Source organism: Streptomyces sp. NPDC048461, assembly GCF_055587105.1.
The window spans coordinates 269015-287244 of the sequence record NZ_JBVJGW010000002.1 but is presented as its reverse complement, the minus strand read 5'-3'; the positions used below and the strand labels follow the sequence as shown (position 1 = coordinate 287244).

General features: G+C 75.8%; 16 protein-coding genes and 1 riboswitch. Of the genes, 8 read left to right on the top strand and 8 right to left on the bottom strand.

Annotated features, from left to right (window positions below; genetic code table 11):
* Positions 1-65: 65 nt before the first annotated feature.
* Positions 66-926, bottom strand: coding sequence for a peptidoglycan DD-metalloendopeptidase family protein (locus ACZ6S8_RS04215; RefSeq protein ID WP_469452290.1), 861 nt, complete (start codon positions 924-926; stop codon positions 66-68).
* Positions 927-1032: 106 nt separating this feature from the next.
* The gene (locus tag ACZ6S8_RS04210; protein ID WP_469452288.1) at positions 1033-1464 is read right to left on the bottom strand and encodes a VOC family protein; all 432 of its coding nucleotides are present in this window, start codon (positions 1462-1464) and stop codon (positions 1033-1035) included.
* 48 nt (positions 1465-1512) lie between these two features.
* On the opposite strand from ACZ6S8_RS04210, the gene ACZ6S8_RS04205 reads away from it, so the two are divergent.
* The 3 genes from ACZ6S8_RS04205 (at position 1513) to ACZ6S8_RS04195 (ending at position 3379) form a co-directional block, all read left to right on the top strand.
* Positions 1513-2043 (top strand): GNAT family N-acetyltransferase, encoded by a 531-nt coding sequence (locus ACZ6S8_RS04205; protein WP_469452286.1) that lies wholly within the window; start codon positions 1513-1515, stop codon positions 2041-2043.
* 141 nt (positions 2044-2184) lie between these two features.
* Positions 2185-2727, top strand: a complete 543-nt coding sequence (locus tag ACZ6S8_RS04200; protein WP_469452284.1) for a DapH/DapD/GlmU-related protein — start codon at positions 2185-2187, stop codon at positions 2725-2727.
* Positions 2728-2821: 94 nt separating this feature from the next.
* Positions 2822-3379 carry a pyridoxamine 5'-phosphate oxidase family protein gene (locus tag ACZ6S8_RS04195; protein ID WP_469452282.1) on the top strand — a complete coding sequence of 186 codons (558 nt, stop codon included), beginning with the start codon at positions 2822-2824 and terminating at the stop codon, positions 3377-3379.
* Positions 3380-3442: 63 nt separating this feature from the next.
* On the opposite strand, the gene ACZ6S8_RS04190 is transcribed toward ACZ6S8_RS04195, so the two are convergent.
* Entirely contained in the window at positions 3443-4375 is a 933-nt protein-coding gene (locus tag ACZ6S8_RS04190) for an oxidoreductase (protein ID WP_469452280.1), read from the bottom strand.
* A 51-nt stretch (positions 4376-4426) separates the two neighbouring features.
* On the bottom strand, positions 4427-5389 hold the full coding sequence (locus ACZ6S8_RS04185) for a winged helix-turn-helix domain-containing protein (RefSeq protein ID WP_469452278.1): 963 nt from the start codon (positions 5387-5389) through the stop codon (positions 4427-4429).
* Between the two features lie 236 nt (positions 5390-5625).
* Here ACZ6S8_RS04185 and ACZ6S8_RS04180 point away from each other — a divergent pair, with 236 nt between their 5' ends.
* The 4 genes from ACZ6S8_RS04180 to ACZ6S8_RS04165 are packed head-to-tail and all read left to right on the top strand — an operon-like array spanning position 5626 to position 9749.
* Positions 5626-6843: an MFS transporter gene (locus ACZ6S8_RS04180; protein WP_469452277.1), complete on the top strand. Its 1218-nt coding sequence runs from the start codon at positions 5626-5628 to the stop codon at positions 6841-6843.
* Positions 6840-8174, top strand: a complete 1335-nt coding sequence (gene cbiE, locus ACZ6S8_RS04175) for a precorrin-6y C5,15-methyltransferase (decarboxylating) subunit CbiE (protein WP_469452275.1) — start codon at positions 6840-6842, stop codon at positions 8172-8174. The genes ACZ6S8_RS04180 and cbiE overlap by 4 nt, the downstream gene beginning before the upstream one ends.
* Positions 8171-8920 (top strand): precorrin-4 C(11)-methyltransferase, encoded by a 750-nt coding sequence (cobM, locus tag ACZ6S8_RS04170; RefSeq protein WP_469452273.1) that lies wholly within the window; start codon positions 8171-8173, stop codon positions 8918-8920. The genes cbiE and cobM overlap by 4 nt, the downstream gene beginning before the upstream one ends.
* The gene (locus tag ACZ6S8_RS04165) at positions 8910-9749 is read left to right on the top strand and encodes a cobalt-precorrin-6A reductase (RefSeq protein WP_469452271.1); all 840 of its coding nucleotides are present in this window, start codon (positions 8910-8912) and stop codon (positions 9747-9749) included. The genes cobM and ACZ6S8_RS04165 overlap by 11 nt, the downstream gene beginning before the upstream one ends.
* Positions 9750-9788: 39 nt before the next feature.
* Here ACZ6S8_RS04165 and ACZ6S8_RS04160 read toward each other — a convergent pair whose 3' ends face one another.
* The 4 genes from ACZ6S8_RS04160 to cobG all read right to left on the bottom strand — a co-directional run bounded on the left by ACZ6S8_RS04160 (position 9789) and on the right by cobG (position 13793).
* A complete protein-coding gene (locus ACZ6S8_RS04160) occupies positions 9789-10157 on the bottom strand; it encodes a hypothetical protein (protein ID WP_469452269.1) in 369 nt (122 codons plus the stop codon).
* A gap of 80 nt (positions 10158-10237) precedes the next feature.
* Positions 10238-11671 carry a precorrin-3B C(17)-methyltransferase gene (gene cobJ, locus ACZ6S8_RS04155; protein WP_469452775.1) on the bottom strand — a complete coding sequence of 478 codons (1434 nt, stop codon included), beginning with the start codon at positions 11669-11671 and terminating at the stop codon, positions 10238-10240.
* 164 nt (positions 11672-11835) lie between these two features.
* Positions 11836-12483 (bottom strand): precorrin-8X methylmutase, encoded by a 648-nt coding sequence (locus tag ACZ6S8_RS04150; protein ID WP_383918949.1) that lies wholly within the window; start codon positions 12481-12483, stop codon positions 11836-11838.
* Complete coding sequence (gene cobG / locus ACZ6S8_RS04145; protein WP_469452266.1) at positions 12480-13793, bottom strand: precorrin-3B synthase; 1314 nt, start codon at positions 13791-13793, stop codon at positions 12480-12482. Before cobG ends, ACZ6S8_RS04150 begins: the two co-directional genes overlap by 4 nt.
* 463 nt (positions 13794-14256) lie before the next feature.
* A riboswitch (cobalamin riboswitch) is annotated at positions 14257-14356 on the top strand.
* Between the two features lie 53 nt (positions 14357-14409).
* Here cobG and cobN point away from each other — a divergent pair.
* Positions 14410-18027 (top strand): cobaltochelatase subunit CobN, encoded by a 3618-nt coding sequence (gene cobN / locus ACZ6S8_RS04140; RefSeq protein ID WP_469452264.1) that lies wholly within the window; start codon positions 14410-14412, stop codon positions 18025-18027.
* Positions 18028-18230: the final 203 nt, after the last annotated feature.

Genomic DNA, 18230 nt, shown 5'->3' with positions numbered 1-18230 from the left:
CTCCGGGCGCCCGAGCCCGACCCGCCCGGCCCCGCGGCGGGCGCGCCCCGGGCCCTTTGGGCTCCTCAGCACTCGCCGCGCCAGTGGAACCGGTCGACGACCCTGCCGCCGGCGGGGAGGTTCCCGCGGCCCTCGTCCCGGCCGAAGTGCAGGCAGGCGCTGCCGCCCTCGCCGAAGTAGACCTGTACGTGGTCGTAACCCGTCTGCGGCGTACCGTTGTTGAAGAACGACCTGCGCAGGCCGCAGGTGCTGCGGGGCTCGTCGCCGGCGGAGCGGCAGACCGTGCCGGTGCCGTCGGCTCCCGAGTAGAAGCAGACGTGGCCGGAGGGACAGTGCTGCCAGGACGGCGGCGTTCCGGTGCAGTTGCGGCTGGTGACGCCGGTCCAGGCCTTCCCCGCACCGGTGTACGCGACGCCGTCGAAGTGGACCGGCACGCGGTGGCTCTCGTCGGTGAAGTCACCCGCGGCCAGGTAGCGCTGCTCGTAGTGCAGGTGGGCCCAGCCCGAGGCGCCCGAGGTGCCGATGCGGCCGATCGGGGTGGCCGCATCGACGGCGTCGCCCTTCTTCACGTAGGCCGCCGGGTCGTCCTTCAGGTGGTAGTACGCCGTGAACCAGCCGTTGCCGTGGCTGATCTGCACGGTGTTGCCCGAACCGGTGTCGCGGTACGTGGCGGACACCGTACCGGCGGCCGACGCGAGGACGGGCAGCCCGTCGGACCCGGTGTTCCCGTCGACGACGATGTCCAGGGCGGGGTCGTGGCCCCAGGTGTTCAACTGCCAGGCCGTGCCGCACGGGAACGGCAGGTGGAACAGCGGCTTGGCCGGGGCCACGTCCCGGACTTCGGCGGAGGCGGTCCCGCCCGCCAGCACCAGTCCCGCCACGCACATCAGCACCACCGCCCGCAGCCTGCGCACGTACAGCAGCATGTCGTCCCCTCCCGGCCCGCGTGGACGCCACCCGGACGGGCGGCGTCGAGCGCCATGCTCGGGGACGCCGCGCGGCGCCACCACCTCGCAACTGCGAGGGCCGGACTCAGTCGAGGCAGAACTCGTTGCCCTCGATGTCCTGCATCACGATGCACGCGTCGTCGCCGCCGTCGTACAGGAGCCGCACCCGTACCGCGCCGAGGGGGACCAGTCGGGCGCACTCGGCTTCGAGCGCGGCCAGGCGCTCCTCCCCCACCAGACCGGCGGCGACCCTCACATCGAGGTGCAGCCGGTTCTTGGCGGCCTTGCCCTCGGGGACCCGCTGGAAGAACAGGCGCGGACCCACCCCCGAGGGATCGCCGCACGCGAACCACGCGCCCCGGTCCTCGGGGCTCCGGGAGCGGTCGAAGTCGTCCCACGTGGCGAACCCCGCCGGTGGGGGCGATACGGCGTACCCCAGCACCTGGCACCAGAAGCGGGCGAGGCGCTCGGGTTCCGCGCAGTCGAACGTGACCTGGAACTGCCTGATCGATGGCACGGCCGCACCCTAACAGCGCGGTCACCGGACGCCCCCTAGGATTTCTCCGTGAACGACACCACCCCCGGCATACGGATCCGACCGGGCACCCTGGGCGACGCACCGGCCGTGCTGGACATGCTCGACTCCGCGGTGGCCTGGATGAACGCGCGCGGCAACACCGAGCAGTGGGGCACGACGCCCTACTCGCGGAAGCCCGGCGGGGTGGAGCGGGTCGAGCGGTACCTCACGGAGAACTCCCCGCACATCGCCGAGCTCGACGGAGTGCCCGTCGGAGCACTGGTGCTGGACACCGGGCCCAGCCCGCAGATGCCGATCGCGCCGGCCGGGGAACCCGAGCGCTACGTCCGGCTGCTGGTCACCGACCGGCGGCACGCGGGCCTGGGGTTCGGGGCGCTCCTGCTGGCCCACGCCGCGGAGGAGACCCGGCGCGAGGGGGTGGAGCTGCTGCGGGTCGACTGCTGGGCGGGCGGCGGTGGCGAGCTCGTGTCGTTCTACGCGCGCAACGGTTTCACCCCCACCGAGCCCTTCGTGTCCGGGACGTGGCCGGGGCAGGTGCTGGCCCGCCGGGTCGGCTGACGGCTGCAGGGGCGGGCCGGACGGGCGGGCCGGCCGGCGCCGCACGGGCTCGCCCGGGGGCCCGGCGGGGCCGCGCCGCCGCCCTCTCTCCGCCTCCCGTGGCGACTTGTCCGGTGTGCGTCCGCGCGCGAGGATCGGGGGATGCCCAGCGAACGTCTCATGCGCATCCACAGCCCGGAGTTCCAGGCGATGGCCGACAGGGTCCTGCGCGTCACCGCGCTGACCTCCCGCCTGAACGTCCTGCCCTTCGAGGACGAAGCGGGCAAGGCCGCGCTGTGGGAGGAGATCCTCGGCCGGCCGCTGCCGCCGAGAACCACGATCTATCCCCCCTTCTTCACCGACCACGGCCTGCACCTCGACCTCGCCGAGCGCGTGTTCATCAACCAGAACTGCACGTTCCTGGACTACGCCGGCATCCGGATCGCCGAGCGCGTGATGATCGGCCCGAAGGTCACGTTCATCACCGGCGGCCATCCGGTCGATCCCGAGGAGCGGCGGCTGTACCTCACCGGCGCGCCCATCGACGTCGCGGAGAACGTGTGGATCGGCGCCGGGGCCACGATCCTGCCCGGCGTCAGCATCGGCCGTGACGCCGTGATCGCCGCCGGCGCCGTCGTCGCGGAGGACGTGCCCCCGGCGAGCCTGGTGACCGGGCCGAAGGCCGCCGTGAAACGGCAGTGGTGACGCCCCCTCCGGCCGGCCCGGCGCCCCCGGCCGGCGGCCGGGAGCCACCGTGCGGCCGCCCGCTCGTTGGGAGGTGAAAGGAAGGAGAACCGCCATGCCGACACGAGGACCCGCCGACCGGCCCACGACCGAGCTCGACGCCCGCTACAGCTCCGCGCTCAATCCCCGCCCCGGCGCCGCCTACGTCGTTCCCACCGAATGGGAGGACGCCCAACGGCAGTTGGAGGCCGCCGAGATCTTCTGGTTGTCCACGGTGCGGCCCGACGGCCGGCTCCACGTCACCCCGGTGATCGCCGCCTGGCACGACGGGGTGCTGTACTTCTCGACCGGTCCGGGGGAACAGAAGGCGAAGAACCTCGCCCTGGACGGCCACTGCGCCCTGACCACCGGCGGGAACGCGCTCACCGAAGGGCTCGACCTCGTGGTCGAGGGCACGGCGGAGCGCGTGGCCGGCCCGGCGGCGCTGGAGGCGGTGATCGGGGCGTACGAGGCGAAGTACGGGGCCCACATCACCTCGCCCGAGGGCACCTTCCACGGGATCGGCGACGCCTTCCGCAGGGGCGACGCGGTGGTGTTCGCGGTGGCCCCGGACACCGCGTACGGCTTCGGCCGGGACGACGGGGTCTACACGCACACGCGGTGGACGTTCTGAGCCCGGGCCCCGCGACCCCGCACCCGGGCCCCGCTGCGCCGTAGAGACGCCGGCCCGGGGGCGTCAGCGCGGCAGGGAGGCGTACGAGACGCCGGTGAGCTTCTCGGAGGCGGCCCAGAGCCGCTCCCCGGACGTGTCGTCCAGGGTCCACTTCGCCCGCCAGGAACGGGCCGGGGCGCCCCGCCAGCCGAAGCGCGGGCCGATGAAGTCGTCCGGGCGGACGCCGGGGGCGGTGGCCGCGTAGAGGGTGGGCAGGGCGCCCGAGGTGGCGGGCTGGGCGACGACCGCGTTGCCGAGGGCCGCCACGCGCGAGTTGAGGCTGTGGCCCTCCTCCTTCGCCGCGCCGGCGTGGAGGTTGGTGGAGGCGTACCCGGGGTGGGCGGCGGCCGCGACGATCGTCTCGCCGGCATCGGCGAAGCGGCGGGACAACTCGTGGGTGAAGAGCAGGTTCGCCGTCTTGGACCGGCCGTACGCCACCCAGCGGCGGTAGCCGTGCTCGCTGCCGAGGTCGGCGAGGTCGATGTCGCCGAGCGCGTGGAAGCCGCTGGAGACGTTGACGATCCGGGCACCCGGTGCGGCGGAGCGCATCCTCGGCAGGAGCAGCCCGGTCAGGGCGAAGTGTCCGAGGTGGTTGACGCCGAACTGCGTCTCGAAGCCGTCGGCGGTCCGCCCGTACGGCAGCGCCATCACGCCGGCGTTGTTGACCAACAGGTCGAGGTTCCCGTGGCGTTGCCCGTACCACTTCGCGAACTGCCGTACCGAAGCCAGGTCGGCGAGGTCCAGCTCGGCGAACTCCACCTCGGCTGCCGGGACTTCGTTGCGCAGCCGGATCACGGCCGCGCGCCCCCGGGCCGCGCTCCGGCAGGCCAGCACCACGACCGCCCCGCGCCGGGCGAGCTCACGGGAGGCGGCGTAGCCGATCCCGCTGTTGGCGCCGGTCACGACCGCGGTGCGGCCGCTCTGGTCCGGGATGTGCGTGGCGTTCCAGCCGGGCATGGCTACTCCCTCGCGACACAGGTGGGTTACCTTCGGTAAATCCGGGCCACCCTACTCGGGGCGGGTCGCCGCCGACACCAGCACGTCCCCGGCAGCCACCCGGCTGTACAACACGGTACGTCCGGTGCGGCGCCGCAGGATCAGCCCCGCCCCGAGCAGCACCTTCAGCTGCCCCGCCACCGCTCCCAGGCTCAGCCCGGTCAGCGCCACCAGCTGTGTCGTGGACTTCGGGCTCTCCAGCAGCACCAGCACCCGCGCCCGTACGGGTCCCAGCAGCCGGACCAGCGCCTGCGGGGCGCCGGCGGCCGGCTGGGCCAGCTGTCCCGCACAGGGGTACACCAGCGCGTGCCGGCCGGGGCCGGCCCACGACACCCAGCCGTGTCCCGGCGTCACGGGGACGAACACCAGCCCGGCCCGGCCCGTGAGGTCGCGCGGCGGCCGTTCCTGGAGGTTGATCCGCAGCCGGCCCCCGCCGAGCCACGCCATTCCCGGCCGCATCCCGGAGAGCGCCGCCGACCATCCGCCCAGGCTCAGCTCCCGCGTGCGCAGCAGGACGTCCGCCTCGGCGATCCGGCGCCGCCGCTCCCAGTCCGGGAGCACGGTCTCGGTCCAGACCCACTCCAGCACCTCGGCGGCGCGCGCTCCGAGCCCCCGGGTGCGGGCGAGGGGGGCGGGCAGCCCGGACGCGGCGCGCAGGTCCGTACGGACCACGGCGTCCGGGGTCGCGCGCACCGACGCCAGTTCCTCCGCGAAGGGGCGGTCGTCGGGCGGCGGGGTCAGGAAGCCCGCGTTCCACACCCGGCCGAAAGCCGCCCGTACGAGCGCGGCGTCGAGCGGATCGGCCGCCAGGCGGGCCCGGTAGTGCGGGAGCCGGTCGGCGAGCCAGGCCCGGTCCCCCGGATGTGCGGCGGTCCGCCGCTCCAGGGCCATCAGCGCGGCCGTGGTCTCGGCGAGCGCGGACACCACGAACCGGCTCCCGGCCAGCGCGTCGGTGTCGATCCGCCACCACCCCATCCCGCCCCGCTCCTCCCCGGCGCCGCCTCCGACACCACCCCGGGCTCCGACACGACGCCGGTCTCCGACACCACCCCGGCCGCCGGCCCGCTCGCCGCCGCCCGCCCACGCTCCCGGGCCGGGCGCCCGGCCGGCCGGGCCGCGATGACGAGCCCGGGCCGCGGGCCGCGGGCCACCACGTTTCGCCTCCGCGCGAAACTCTAGGCGACCCGGCGGCCCGCCCCGAGACTCCCCGCATGCCCCGGACCTACCGCGCGCTCGCCCGCGTCCCCGAGTTCAGCCCGTTCTTCGCCGCCACCGCCCTGCGGACCGGTGCCTCGACCATCGGCGGGCTCGCCCTCGGCGTCCTCGTCTACGACCGCACCAACAGCCCGCTCCTGGCCGCGCTCGGCATGTTCGGCCCCTCCCTCGCCCAGGTGCTCGGCGCGACCCTGCTGCTCTCCGCCGCCGACCGGCTGCCTCCGCGGGCCGCCCTCGGCGGCCTCGCCGCCCTCGCGGCGCTCGGCACCGCCCTGCTCGCCGCGCCGGGCCTGCCGCTGTGGGCCGTGTTCGCGGTGCTGCTCGGCCAGGGGCTCGCCGACTCCCTGGCCGGCGGGGTCCGGTACGGGCTGCTCACCGAGATCCTGCCGCCCGCCGACTACCTGCTGGGCCGCTCCCTGCTCTCCGTCTGCGGCGGCGCGACGCAGATCGCCGGCTTCGCCGCCGGCGGCCTCCTCGTCGCCGCGCTCTCCCCGCGCGGGGCGCTGCTGGCCGCCGCCGGACTGGGACTGGCCGGCGCGCTCACCGTCCGGCTCGGGCTGCGCCGCCGCCCTCCGCGCGCGGTCGGCAGGCCTTCGGCGGGCCTGACCTGGCGCACCAACGCCGCCCTGCTCTCCGACCCGTCCCGGCGCGCCCTCTACCTGGCGCTGTGGGTCCCCAACGGCCTGATCGTCGGCTGCGAGGCGCTGTTCGTCCCGTACGACCCCGCCCGCGCCGGCCTGCTCTTCGGCTGCGCCGCCGCCGGGATGCTCGTCGGGGACACCCTCGTCGGGCGCTGGCTGCCCGCGCGGCTGCGGGCCCGGCTCGCGGCCCCGCTGCGGCTGCTGCTGGCCGTGCCGTACCTGGTCTTCGCCCTGGAGCCCGGGCCCGTCCTGGCGACGGTCGCGGTGACCGTGGCCTCCGTCGGGTACTCGGCGGGGCTGCTGATGCAGGAGCGGCTCGTCGCCCTGCTCCCCGAGGGGACGCAGGGCCAGGCGCTCGGCCTGCACTCGGCCGGGATGCTCACCCTGCAGGGCCTGTGCGCCGCGCTCGCCGGAACCGTCGCCCAGTTCACCTCGCCCGCCGTCGCCATCACCGCCCTCGCCGCGGCCTCCGTCCTGGTCACCCTGGCTCTGGAGCGCAGCCTGCGCCCCAGTAGGCTGCGGGTCCACCCCTCGCACGCCCCTTCGACCGTTCCCCGAGGTACCGCGCAGTGAGCTCCGTACCACCCCCCTCGCCCGTGACGGTCGTCGGCCTCGGCGCCGACGGCTGGGACGGGATCACCGCCGCGGCCCGGTCCGCGCTCGGCTCCGCCGACGTACTGATCGGCGGGCCCCGGCAGCTGGACCTGCTGCCCGCCGACGCCTGCCCCGGCGAGCGGGTGGCGTGGCCGAGCCCGCTGCGGCCGGCCGTGCCGAAGCTGATGGCGGAGCACGCGGGGCGCCGCATCGCGGTGCTCGCGAGCGGCGACCCGATGTTCTACGGCATCGGCCGCGCCCTGGTCCAGGAGCTGGGCGAGGGCGTCCTGCGGGTCCTCCCGCACCCCTCCTCGGTGTCGTACGCCTGCGCCCGGCTGGGCTGGCCGGTGGAGGACACCGAGGTCGTCACGGTCGTCGGCCGCCCGGTGGCCCGCCTCGCGTCCGCGCTGTACGAGGGCCGGCGGGTGCTGGTGCTCAGCGCGGGCGCCGGCTCCCCCGGCGAGATCGCCGCGCTGCTGCGGGAGCGGGGCTTCGGCCCGAGCCGGATGCGGGTGCTGGAACAGCTCGGCTCCGAGCGCGAGGACGCGTACGAGGGCGTCGCGGACGGCTGGGAGCACCCGGCGCGCGATCCCCTGAACGTGGTGGCCGTCGACTGCCGCCGGGACCCCGCGCACCCGGGCCCGCGGCTCGGCGCGGCCCCCGGCCTGCCGGACACCGCGTACGAGCACGACGGGCAGCTCACCAAGCGGCACGTCCGGGCGGCGACCCTCGCCGCGCTGGCCCCGGCCCCCGGTGAACTGCTGTGGGACATCGGCGGCGGCTCCGGGTCGATCGGCATCGAGTGGATGCGGACGCACCCGTCGTGCCGGGCGGTGGCGGTGGAGCGGGTCCCGAAGCGAGCGGAGCGCATCGCGCGCAACGCGGCCGCCCTCGGCGTCCCCGGCCTGCACGTGGTCGTCGGCGCCGCCCCGGAGGCGCTCTCCGGGCTGCCGGCCCCGGACGCCGTGTTCATCGGCGGCGGCCTGACCGCGCCCGGCGTCCTCGACACGGTCTGGGCGGCACTCGCCCCGGGAGGCCGGCTCGTCGTCAACACCGTCACCCTGGAGTCGGAGGCGGTCCTCGCCGGACGCCACCGGCGCCACGGCGGTGACCTGGTGAAGCTCGCCGTCGCGCACGCCGTGCCGGTCGGCGGCTTCACGGGCTGGCGCCAGGCCATGGCGGTCACGCAGTGGTCGGTGACGAAACCGGCGGAGCCGGCGGAAGCCGTGGAAACGCCCCAGACGGCGGAAATGGCGGAAGTGGCGGAGCCCGCCGGGACCGCACGGACCAAGGAGACGGAGCAATCATGACCGTGTACTTCATCGGTGCGGGCCCCGGCGCCGCCGACCTGATCACGGTGCGCGGCGCCCGGACCCTGGCCGCCGCCCCCGTCTGCCTGTACGCGGGCAGCCTGGTCCCGCGCGAGCTGCTGGCCGAGTGCCCGGAGGGGGCGCGGCTGGTCGACACCTCGCAGCTGAACCTGGACGAGATCGTCGCCGAGTGCGTCCGGGCGCACGCGGCGGGCCTGGACGTGGCCCGGCTGCACTCCGGCGATCCGTCGATCTTCAGCGCGGTCGCGGAGCAGATGCGCCGGCTGGACGCGGCGGGCATCCCGTACGAGGTGGTCCCGGGCGTCCCGGCCTTCGCCGCGGCGGCGGCCGCGCTCAAGCGGGAGCTGACCGTCCCCACCGTCGGGCAGACCGTGATCCTGACCCGGATCGCCCAGCAGGCCACGCCGATGCCGCCGGGCGAGGACCTGGCGACGCTGGGCCGCAGCGGCGCGCTGCTGGTGCTGCACCTGGCCACCCGGTACGTGGACCGGGTGGTGGACGAACTGCTTCCGCACTACGGCGCCGCGTGCCCGGCGGCCGTGGTGGCAATGGCGAGCCGGCCGGACGAACTGGTCCTGCGCGGCACCCTGGCCGACATCGCCGCCCAGGTGAAGGAGGCGGGGCTGGTGCGCACCGCGGTGATCCTGGTGGGCCGCACGCTGGCCGCGGAGCAGTTCCGCGACAGCCACCTGTACTCCCCCGAGCGCGACCGGCATGCCTGCTGATCCCGCCCGTCGGGCGGACCGCCACGTACTCGTCCTGGGCGGTACGACGGAGGCCCGCCGCCTCGCGCAGGCACTGGCCGGCGCCCCGGTTGCGGAGGAGGCGGCCCCCGGAACCGGGGACCCGGCAGCGGGGGGTCCGCCGACCGGCCCGTGGGAGGCGACCCGCGTCACGACCTCCCTCGCGGGGCGGGTCGCCTCGCCGGTGCTCCCGCCGGGCGAGTCCCGCATCGGCGGCTTCGGCGGTCCCGACGGGCTCGCGGCGTGGATCACCGCCCACGGGGTCACGCACGTCGTCGACGCCACCCACCCCTTCGCGGAGCGGATGAGCTTCAACGCGGCCCGCGCCGCGGAGCTCACCGGCGTCCCGCTGCTGGCGCTGCGCCGTCCCGGCTGGTCCCCCGGGCCCGGCGACGCCTGGACCTTCGCGGACTCCCTCGCGGGGGCGGCCGCGATGCTGCCGGAGCTGGGCGGCGGGCGGGTGTTCCTGACCACCGGCCGGACGGGCCTGCACGCCTTCGCGCACCTGGCCGGCCCCTGGTTCCTGGTGCGCTCGGTGGACCCGCCGGCCGGCCCGGTACCGCCGCGGCTCGAAGTCCTGCTGGACCGGGGCCCGTTCACCCTCGACGGGGAGCGGGAGCTGCTGGCCCGCCGCCGGATCGACGTCCTGGTCACCAAGGACAGCGGCGGCTCGGCCACCGCGCCGAAGCTCACCGCGGCCCGCGAGGCCGGCCTCCCGGTCCTCGTCGTACGCCGCCCCCCGACCCCGCAGGGCGTCCCGGAGGCCCACTCCCTCCCCGCAACCCTCCACTGGCTCACCCACACCCCGTAACACCCCCGCGCGCCACACGGGCAGGCGTTCCCGCACCTCCTACAGGGGGTCGTCACTTTCCCACGGGTGGACGAAGGCGCCCGGGCGGATCCCCCACGATGCGAGTACGCCGGTCAAGCCGGCCTCGTCGGCGGCATCTGCGGCTCGGACGAGCGCGGCTCCGATGTCGTGGTCGAAGCCGTCGATCCGCTCGCTGTCGTATTCCCGGTGCTCGATGCGGAAGCGGCGTCCCGCATCACTGCGGACCCATCCCTCGGCCAGGGCCCGGGCATCGGCCTCGCCGGTCGCCGGGGTGACGCCCACGAACGCCCGCCGGTCCGGGCGCGAGGCCGGAACCTCGGCGACCAGCCTCCTGCCGAGCCGGAGGGCGGTCAGTTTGCCCACCGGCCAGGCCGGTCCGTCGGTCATGGGACGTCATCCTGCCTCGTGCCCGCGCCCGCGCCCGCGCCCGAACGCGACGGTCACGGGCGGCGGGGGCGGGGGGGCGGTCAGCCGTAGCGGCGGGGGGTCCAGGTGAGGCGGGAGCCGTCGGGGCGGTCCGTGACCCGGGTCTGCGACGAGCCGATCAGCAGGATCGTGCGCATGTCGACCTCGGACGGCTCCAGTTCGGCGAGCGTGACGATCCGCACCGACTGCTCGGGGCCGCCCACGTCCCGCGCCACGACCACCGGGGTCTGCGGCGGCCGCAGCTCCAGCAGCAGTTCGCGGGCCTGCGCCACCTGCCAGGTACGGGTCCGCGAGCCGGGGTTGTACAGGGCCAGCACCAGGTCGGCCGCGGCGGCGGCGCGCAGCCGCTCCGCGATGACCTCCCACGGCTTGAGCCGGTCCGAGAGGGAGACGGTGGCGTAGTCGTGGCCGAGCGGGGCTCCGGCGGCGGCCGCGGCGGCGTTGGCGGCGGTCACCCCGGGCAGGACCCGTACGGGCACGTCCGCGTACTCCGGCTGCGCCGCGACCTCCAGGACGGCGGTGGCCATGGCGAAGACGCCCGGGTCGCCGCCGGAGACCACGGCCACCCGCCGGCCGCGGCGGGCCAGGTCGAGGGCGAACTCGGCGCGCTCGGACTCCACCTTGTTGTCCGAGCCGTGCCGGACCTGGCCCGGCCGGACCGGCACCCGGTCCAGGTAGGTGGTGTAGCCGACCAGCACCTCGGCGTCGGCCAGCGCCCGCCGCGTCTCGGGGGTGAGCCACAGCGGGCCCGCCGGGCCGGTGCCGACGACCACGACCCCGCCGGGCCCGGACGGCACGCTGCCCGGGTTGCCGATCCGGCTGGGGACGACGGCGACGGCGAAGTACGGCACGGACCCGGGGTCGGTGTCGGCGAGGAGTCCGGTGCGCTCCCCGTCCATGGTGGCGCGCTCCACGTAGCGGGCCTCGGCGAGCCGGCCGCTGGACTCCATCGCCCCCATGACGGCGGGGAAGGTGCGGCCGAGCTTCATGACGACCGCCGAGTCGGTGGCGGCGAGGCGCGCGGCGAGCTCCTCCTCGGGCAGGGTGCCCGGCAGGATCGTCAGCACCTCCTCGCCCTCGACGAGCGGCGTGCCGAGGCGGGCGGCGGCGGCGCTCACGGAGGTGACGCCGGGGATGACCTCGGTGTCGTACCGGTGCGCGAGCCGCTTGTGCATGTGCATGTACGAGCTGTAGAAGAGCGGGTCGCCCTCCGCCAGCACGGCGACGGTCCGGCCGGCGTCCAGGTGGGCGGCCAGGCGGGCGGCGGCGGACTCGTAGAACTCGTCCATCGCGCCCTGGTAGCCGCCGGGGTGGTCGGTGGTCTCGGTGGTGACCGGGTAGACCAGCGGCTCCTCGACGTGGTCCTCGCGCAGGTGCTTCGCGGCGATGGACCGGGCGATGGAGCGGCCGTGCCGGGCGCTGTGGTAGGCGACGACGTCCGCCGCGGCGATCGCCTCGACCGCGCGCAGCGTCATCAGGGAGGGGTCGCCGGGGCCGAGCCCGACGCCGTAGAGGCGACCCGTGGACTGCAGAACGGGCTGCTCGACGGCCTGCAGGACGGGCTGGTCCACGGGCTGGTCTGCGGGCTGGTCTGCGGGCTGCTCGATGGGCTGCTCGATGGGCTGCTCGACCGCGGCGCTCATTCGGCCACGCTCGCAATGGCGTTGACGGCGGCGGCCGCGATGGCGCTGCCGCCGCGGCGGCCCCGGACGATCAGGTGGTCGAGCCCGGAGGGGTGTGCGGCGAGCGCGTCCTTGGACTCCGCGGCGCCGATGAAGCCGACGGGCACGCCGATGACGGCGGCGGGGCGCGGAGCGCCCTCCTCGATCATCTCCAGCAGTCGGAACAGCGCGGTAGGCGCGTTGCCGACGGCGATCACCGAACCCTCCAACAGGCCCCGGTCGCGCCACACTTCGAGCGCGGCGGCGCTGCGCGTGGTGCCCATCCTCGCCGCCAGGTCCGGTACCGACGGATCGGAGAGCGTGCAGATCACGTCGTTCCCGGCGGGCAGCCGCTTGCGCGTGACCCCGCTCGCGACCATCTGTACGTCGCACAGCACCGGCGCGCCCGCCTCCAGCGCGGCGCGTGCCCTCAGCACCACCTCGGGCGTGTACCCGAGGTCCTGCGGGAGGTCGGTCATCCCGCAGGCGTGAATCATGCGCACCGCGACCTGGGCGACCGAGGCGGGCAGCCCGGAGAGGTCGGCCTCGGCACGGATCGTGGCAAAGGACTGGCGGTAGATCGCGGCGCCGTCCTTCTCGTACTCGAACACTGTGTACTCGCTCATCTCTTCACTGCGTCTTCGGAGGTGGTGCGGGCCGCCGTGAGGGCGGCGGCCAGGTCGGGACGGTACGGCAGGGGCCGTCCGTGCACGGAGAGCCGGTAGCCGTCCGCGGTCGCGAGGGCGTCGACCCAGGCCGTCCCCCGCGGGTGCCCGCACCGGCGCTCGCAGCCGGACCAGTGCACGGGCAGGGGCCCGCGGGCCGCGTGGACGACGGCGGCCGCGTCGGCGCGCACGTCCGCGAGGGACTTGGCGCAACCGGGCCGCCCCGTACAGGCGGTGACGGACCGTCGGGGGTCGTCGGCGGCGGTGATCAGGCCTGCGTCCGCGAGGCCGGCGAGGGCCAGGCCGGCGCGGTCCGCGGGCAGGCCCGGGACGACGACCCCGCGCCAGGGCGTGAGGCGCAGCCGCCCCGTGAGGCCGGCCAGGCGGCGCCACTGGTCGACGGTCAGCCGCCCGAGGGGCGCGAGGACGGACAGTGCGACGGTCCCGCCGGGGCCGGGCACGAGCCCCGGCTCGGGCGCGGCCGGGGCGCCGGCCGGTCGGGCGGGCAAGGAGACGGGCACGGGTACGGGCTCCGCGCCGATCCCCGCGGCGGCGAGCCGTTCGGTCAACCAGGCGCAGGACAGGGCGTGTTCGGCGGGAAGCTCGCTCACCCGCCAGGCGCGGGTGCCGGCTTCGCGGGCCGCGTCGAGGAAGTACGCGGCGGCCACCAGGGCGGCCCGGGCGGCGTCCGGCGCGGCGACGAGCGCGCCCTCGCGGGATCCGGCCGTCCACACCACGGCCCGGCCGGGGTCCCGGGCGGTGAGGTTCACGTCCGCGGCGAGGGAGGCGACGTCACCGCGGCCGTCGTCGAGGGCGAAGAGGAAGCGCCCGGACAGGGCGGCCGCGGCCGGGTCGGCGCACAGCAGCCCGTCCAGTTCCGGGACCCAGGGCGCCACGTCGGGCAGCCCTCGCCCGTCCAGGCCGCTCAGCGGCGAGGCGACGACGTTGCGCACCCGCTCGTGGGCGGGGGCGGGCAGCAGCCCTGCCGCCGCCAGCAGCTCCGCCAGCTCGCCGCCGCAGCTCGCGCCGAGGCCGCGCAGCTGTACGTTGCCGCGCGAGGTGAGGTCGAGGTGGCCGTCGCCGAGACGGTGCGCGGCCTGCGCCAGCACGAGGGCGGCCCGGCCGTCGAGCAGCCCGCCCGGGATCCGCACCCGCGCCAGGAACCCGTCGTCGGCCTCGTGCAGCCGCAGCGCGCCGGGGCAGGCGTCACCGCGGTCCCGTACGACGGTTTCGTCGCGCGGCACGGCGGAGGCGGGCGGGGGCGGGGGCATGGCGGCGAGCATACCCACGATTCCGGCCCCCCGACCTGTGTCCGTCGCCACCCCACCCCCCGCGACCAGCACACCCCTCCCCACCCCGCCCGCCCGTGCCCGGACCACGAAACCGGCCCACCACCCGCACGCGAACAGCCGCACACCGGCCCCGTCCAGCCCCGCCGGCGCCCACGCCCGGCCCACCACCACACGTACGCACCGCGCACCGCACACCACCCACACGCACACCGCCCACCGCCCACCACCCACCGGTCCCGTCCAGCCCCGCCGGCGCGTGAGGCGCGGGGTCCTGGGCGGAGCCCCGGGAACCCCGCCGCACCGGGCCGCCGCCGGCCCGGACGCCCGCCGCCGGCGAACCGGCACCCCCGCCCGCCCCGGCGGACCGGCAGGACCGGCCCCCCACTCCCGGCCGGGGATCACGCCACCTAGGATGACCACCGGCAGGCCACTCGGCCCGCCATCGCCGAGGACGGCGACCTGGGAGGAAGCCCGGTGCGATTCCGGCGCGGTCCCGCCACTGTGAACCCCGCGGAGTGCTCGGCGGGGTGAGTCAGGAACTCCCGCCGCCCTCACTGCCCGGGGCGCGGAAACCCCGAGGAAGGCCTGCCGCCGCATGATCCTGCTGCTGTCGACGTCCGACACCGATCTGCTCAGCGCCCGCGCCGCGAACACGGCGGACGGCCCCGTGCCGTACCGGTTCGCGAACCCCTCCCGCCTTCCCCTCGACGACCTCCCCGGCCTCCTCGACGGCGTCGGCCTCGTCGTCGTACGCCTCCTCGGCGGCCTCCGCGCCTGGCAGGAGGGCCTCGACGTGCTGCTGGCCGCCGACCAGCACCGTCCGGTCGTGGTCCTGACCGGCGAGCAGGCCCCGGACGCGCAGCTGATGGAGGCCTCCACGGTCCCGATCGGCATCGCGGCCGAGGCCCACGGCTACCTCGCGCACGGCGGCCCCGCCAACCTCGGCCAGCTGGCCCGCTTCCTCTCCGACACGGTCCTGCTGACCGGCCACGGCTTCGAGCCGCCCGCGGCGTCCCCCACCTGGGGACCGCTGGAGCGCACCGCCGGCCGGACGGACGGCCCCCGGGTCGCCGTGCTGTACTACCGCGCCCACCAGATGAGCGGCAACACCGCCTTCGTGCACGCCCTGTGCGAGGCCGTCGAGGCCCACGACGCGCAGCCCGTGCCGCTGTACGTGTCCTCCCTGCGCACCCCCGAGCCGGAGCTGCTGGCCGCGCTCCGGGGGGTCGACGCGGTGGTCACCACCGTCCTCGCGGCGGGCGGCACCAAGCCCGCCACCGCCTCGGCCGGCGGGGACGACGAGTCCTGGGACGCGGGCGCCCTCGCCTCGCTCGGCGTACCGATCCTGCAGGCCCTGTGCCTGACCGGCTCGCGCAGCAACTGGGAGGAGAACGACGAGGGCTTGTCCCCCCTGGACTCCGCCACCCAGGTCGCCGTGCCGGAGTTCGACGGCCGTCTGATCACCGTCCCGTTCTCCTTCAAGGAGTTCGACGAGGACGGTCTGCCCGCCTACGTGGCCGACCCCGAGCGGGCCGCCCGCGTCGCGGGGATCGCCGTGCGCCACGCGCGGCTGCGGCACATCGCGCGCCGCGACAAGAAGGTCGCGCTGGTCCTCTCCGCGTACCCGACCAAGCACTCCCGCATCGGCAACGCGGTGGGTCTGGACACCCCGGCCAGCGCCGTCGAACTGCTGCGCACGCTGATCGCCGGCGGGTACGACTTCGGTCCCGTCGAGGGGATCCCGGGCCTGGTGTCCGGTGACGGCGACGAGCTGATCCGGGCCCTGATCGAGGCCGGCGGCCACGACCAGGACTGGCTGACCGAGGAGCAGCTGGCCCGCAACCCGGTCCGCATCCCGGCCGCCGACTACCGGCGCTGGTTCGCGCAGCTCCCCGCCGAGCTCCGCGAGAGCGTCGAGCGGCACTGGGGCGAGGCGCCGGGCGAGATGTTCGTCGACCGGTCCTCGAATCCGGAGGGCGACATCGTCCTGGCGGCCCTGCGCCGCGGGAACCTGCTCATCCTGATCCAGCCGCCGCGCGGCTTCGGCGAGAACCCGATCGCGATCTACCACGACCCGGACCTGCCGCCCTCGCACCACTACCTCGCCGCTTACCGCTGGATCCAGGCGCGGACGGAGGACGGCGGCTTCGGCGCCGACGCGATGATCCACCTGGGCAAGCACGGCAACCTGGAGTGGCTGCCGGGCAAGAACGCGGGCCTGTCCGCTGCCTGCGCGCCCGACGCCGCCCTCGGCGACCTGCCCCTGATCTACCCCTTCCTGGTCAACGACCCGGGCGAGGGCACGCAGGCCAAGCGCCGCGTGCACGCCACCCTGATCGACCACCTGGTGCCGCCGATGGCCCGCGCGGAGTCGTACGGGGACATCGCGCGCCTGGAGCAGCACCTCGACGAGTACGCGCAGATCTCGGCGATGGACCCGGCCAAGCTGCCGGCGATCCGCGCCCAGATCTGGACCCTGATCCAGGCCGCGAAGCTGGACCACGACCTCGGTCTGGAGGAGCGTCCCGACGACGAGGGCTTCGACGACTTCCTGCTGCACGTCGACGGCTGGCTGTGCGAGATCAAGGACGCCCAGATCCGCGACGGACTGCACGTCCTGGGCGGCGCCCCGACGGGTGCGGCCCGGGTCAACCTGGTCCTGGCGATCCTGCGCGCCCGCCAGATCTGGGGCGGTACGACGGCCCTGCCGGGCCTGCGCGAGGCGCTGGGCCTGGACGAGTCCGCCGCCACCCGTACCTCGGCGGACGCCGTCGAGGAGACGGCCCGCGCCCTGGTGCAGGCGATGGAGGACGCGGACTGGTCCCCGGACGCCGTCGCGGCGGTCGCCGAGGGGCACTCGGCCGACGTCGCCGCGGTCCTCGCCTTCGCGGCGCACGAGGTGGTTCCCCGCCTCGCGGGCACGGTGGACGAGATCGCCCACGTGGTGAGCGCCCTGGACGGTTCCTTCGTCCCGGCCGGCCCCTCGGGCTCGCCGCTGCGCGGTCTGGTGAACGTCCTGCCGACCGGCCGCAACTTCTACTCCGTGGACCCCAAGGCCGTCCCGTCCCGGCTCGCCTGGGAGACCGGGCAGGCCCTGGCGGAGTCCCTGCTGACGCGCTACCGCACGGACAACGGCGAGTGGCCCGCGTCCGTCGGCCTGTCCCTGTGGGGCACCAGCGCGATGCGCACCTCCGGCGACGACATCGCGGAGGCCCTGTCCCTGCTGGGCGTCCGCCCGGTCTGGGACGAGGCCTCGCGCCGCGTCACGGGCATCGAGCCGATCCCGCTCGCGGAGCTGGGCCGTCCCCGCATCGACGTCACGCTGCGCATCTCGGGCTTCTTCCGGGACGCGTTCCCGCACGTCATCGGCCTGCTCGACGACGCGGTGCGACTCGCCGCCTCCCTCGACGAGCCGGCCGCGGACAACTACGTCCGGGCCCACGCCCAGGCGGACCTGGCCGAGCACGGCGACGAACGGCGCGCCACGACCCGGATCTTCGGCTCGCGCCCGGGGACGTACGGGGCGGGCATCCTCCAGCTGATCGACTCCCGCGACTGGCGCACGGACGCCGACCTCGCGGAGGTCTACACGGTGTGGGGCGGGTACGCGTACGGCCGCGGCCTGGAGGGCCGTCCGGCGCGCGCCGAGATGGAGACGGCGTACAAGCGGATCACGGTGGCCGCGAAGAACACGGACACCCGCGAGCACGACATCGCGGACTCGGACGACTACTTCCAGTACCACGGCGGCATGGTGGCCACGGTGCGCGCCCTGCGCGGCACGGCCCCCGAGGCGTACATCGGCGACTCCACCCGCCCGGAGACGGTCAAGACCCGCACCCTGGTCGAGGAGACCTCCCGCGTCTTCCGCGCCCGCGTGGTGAACCCGAAGTGGATCGAGGCGATGCGCCGCCACGGCTACAAGGGCGCCTTCGAACTGGCGGCGACCGTCGACTACCTCTTCGGGTACGACGCCACGACGGGCGTGGTGGCGGACTGGATGTACGACAAGCTGACGGAGACGTACGTCCTGGACCCGGAGAACCGCGCCTTCCTGGAGGAGGCCAACCCCTGGGCCCTGCACGGCATCGCCGAGCGGCTGCTGGAGGCCGAGTCCCGCGGCATGTGGGAGAAGCCGGACCCGCAGGTCCTCGAAGCCCTGCGCCAGGTGTACCTGGACACGGAGGGCAACCTGGAGGGCGAGGCGGAGTAGCCCGTCCCCGGGGCGCCCCCTGCGGGGCCGGGCCCCGGTCTCCACGGTGAAGGCCGTCCCGCCGCCCGCCCCCGGGCCGGCCGGGACGGCCTCTTCGCGTCCGGGTGTCCGCTCGGTCCTCGGCCCGGGCTCCTCCGCCGGGGTCCCCCGACAACGCCCTGCGCCCGCCTCCCATATCGGGCGCGGGGCCGCCGCGGCGCGGA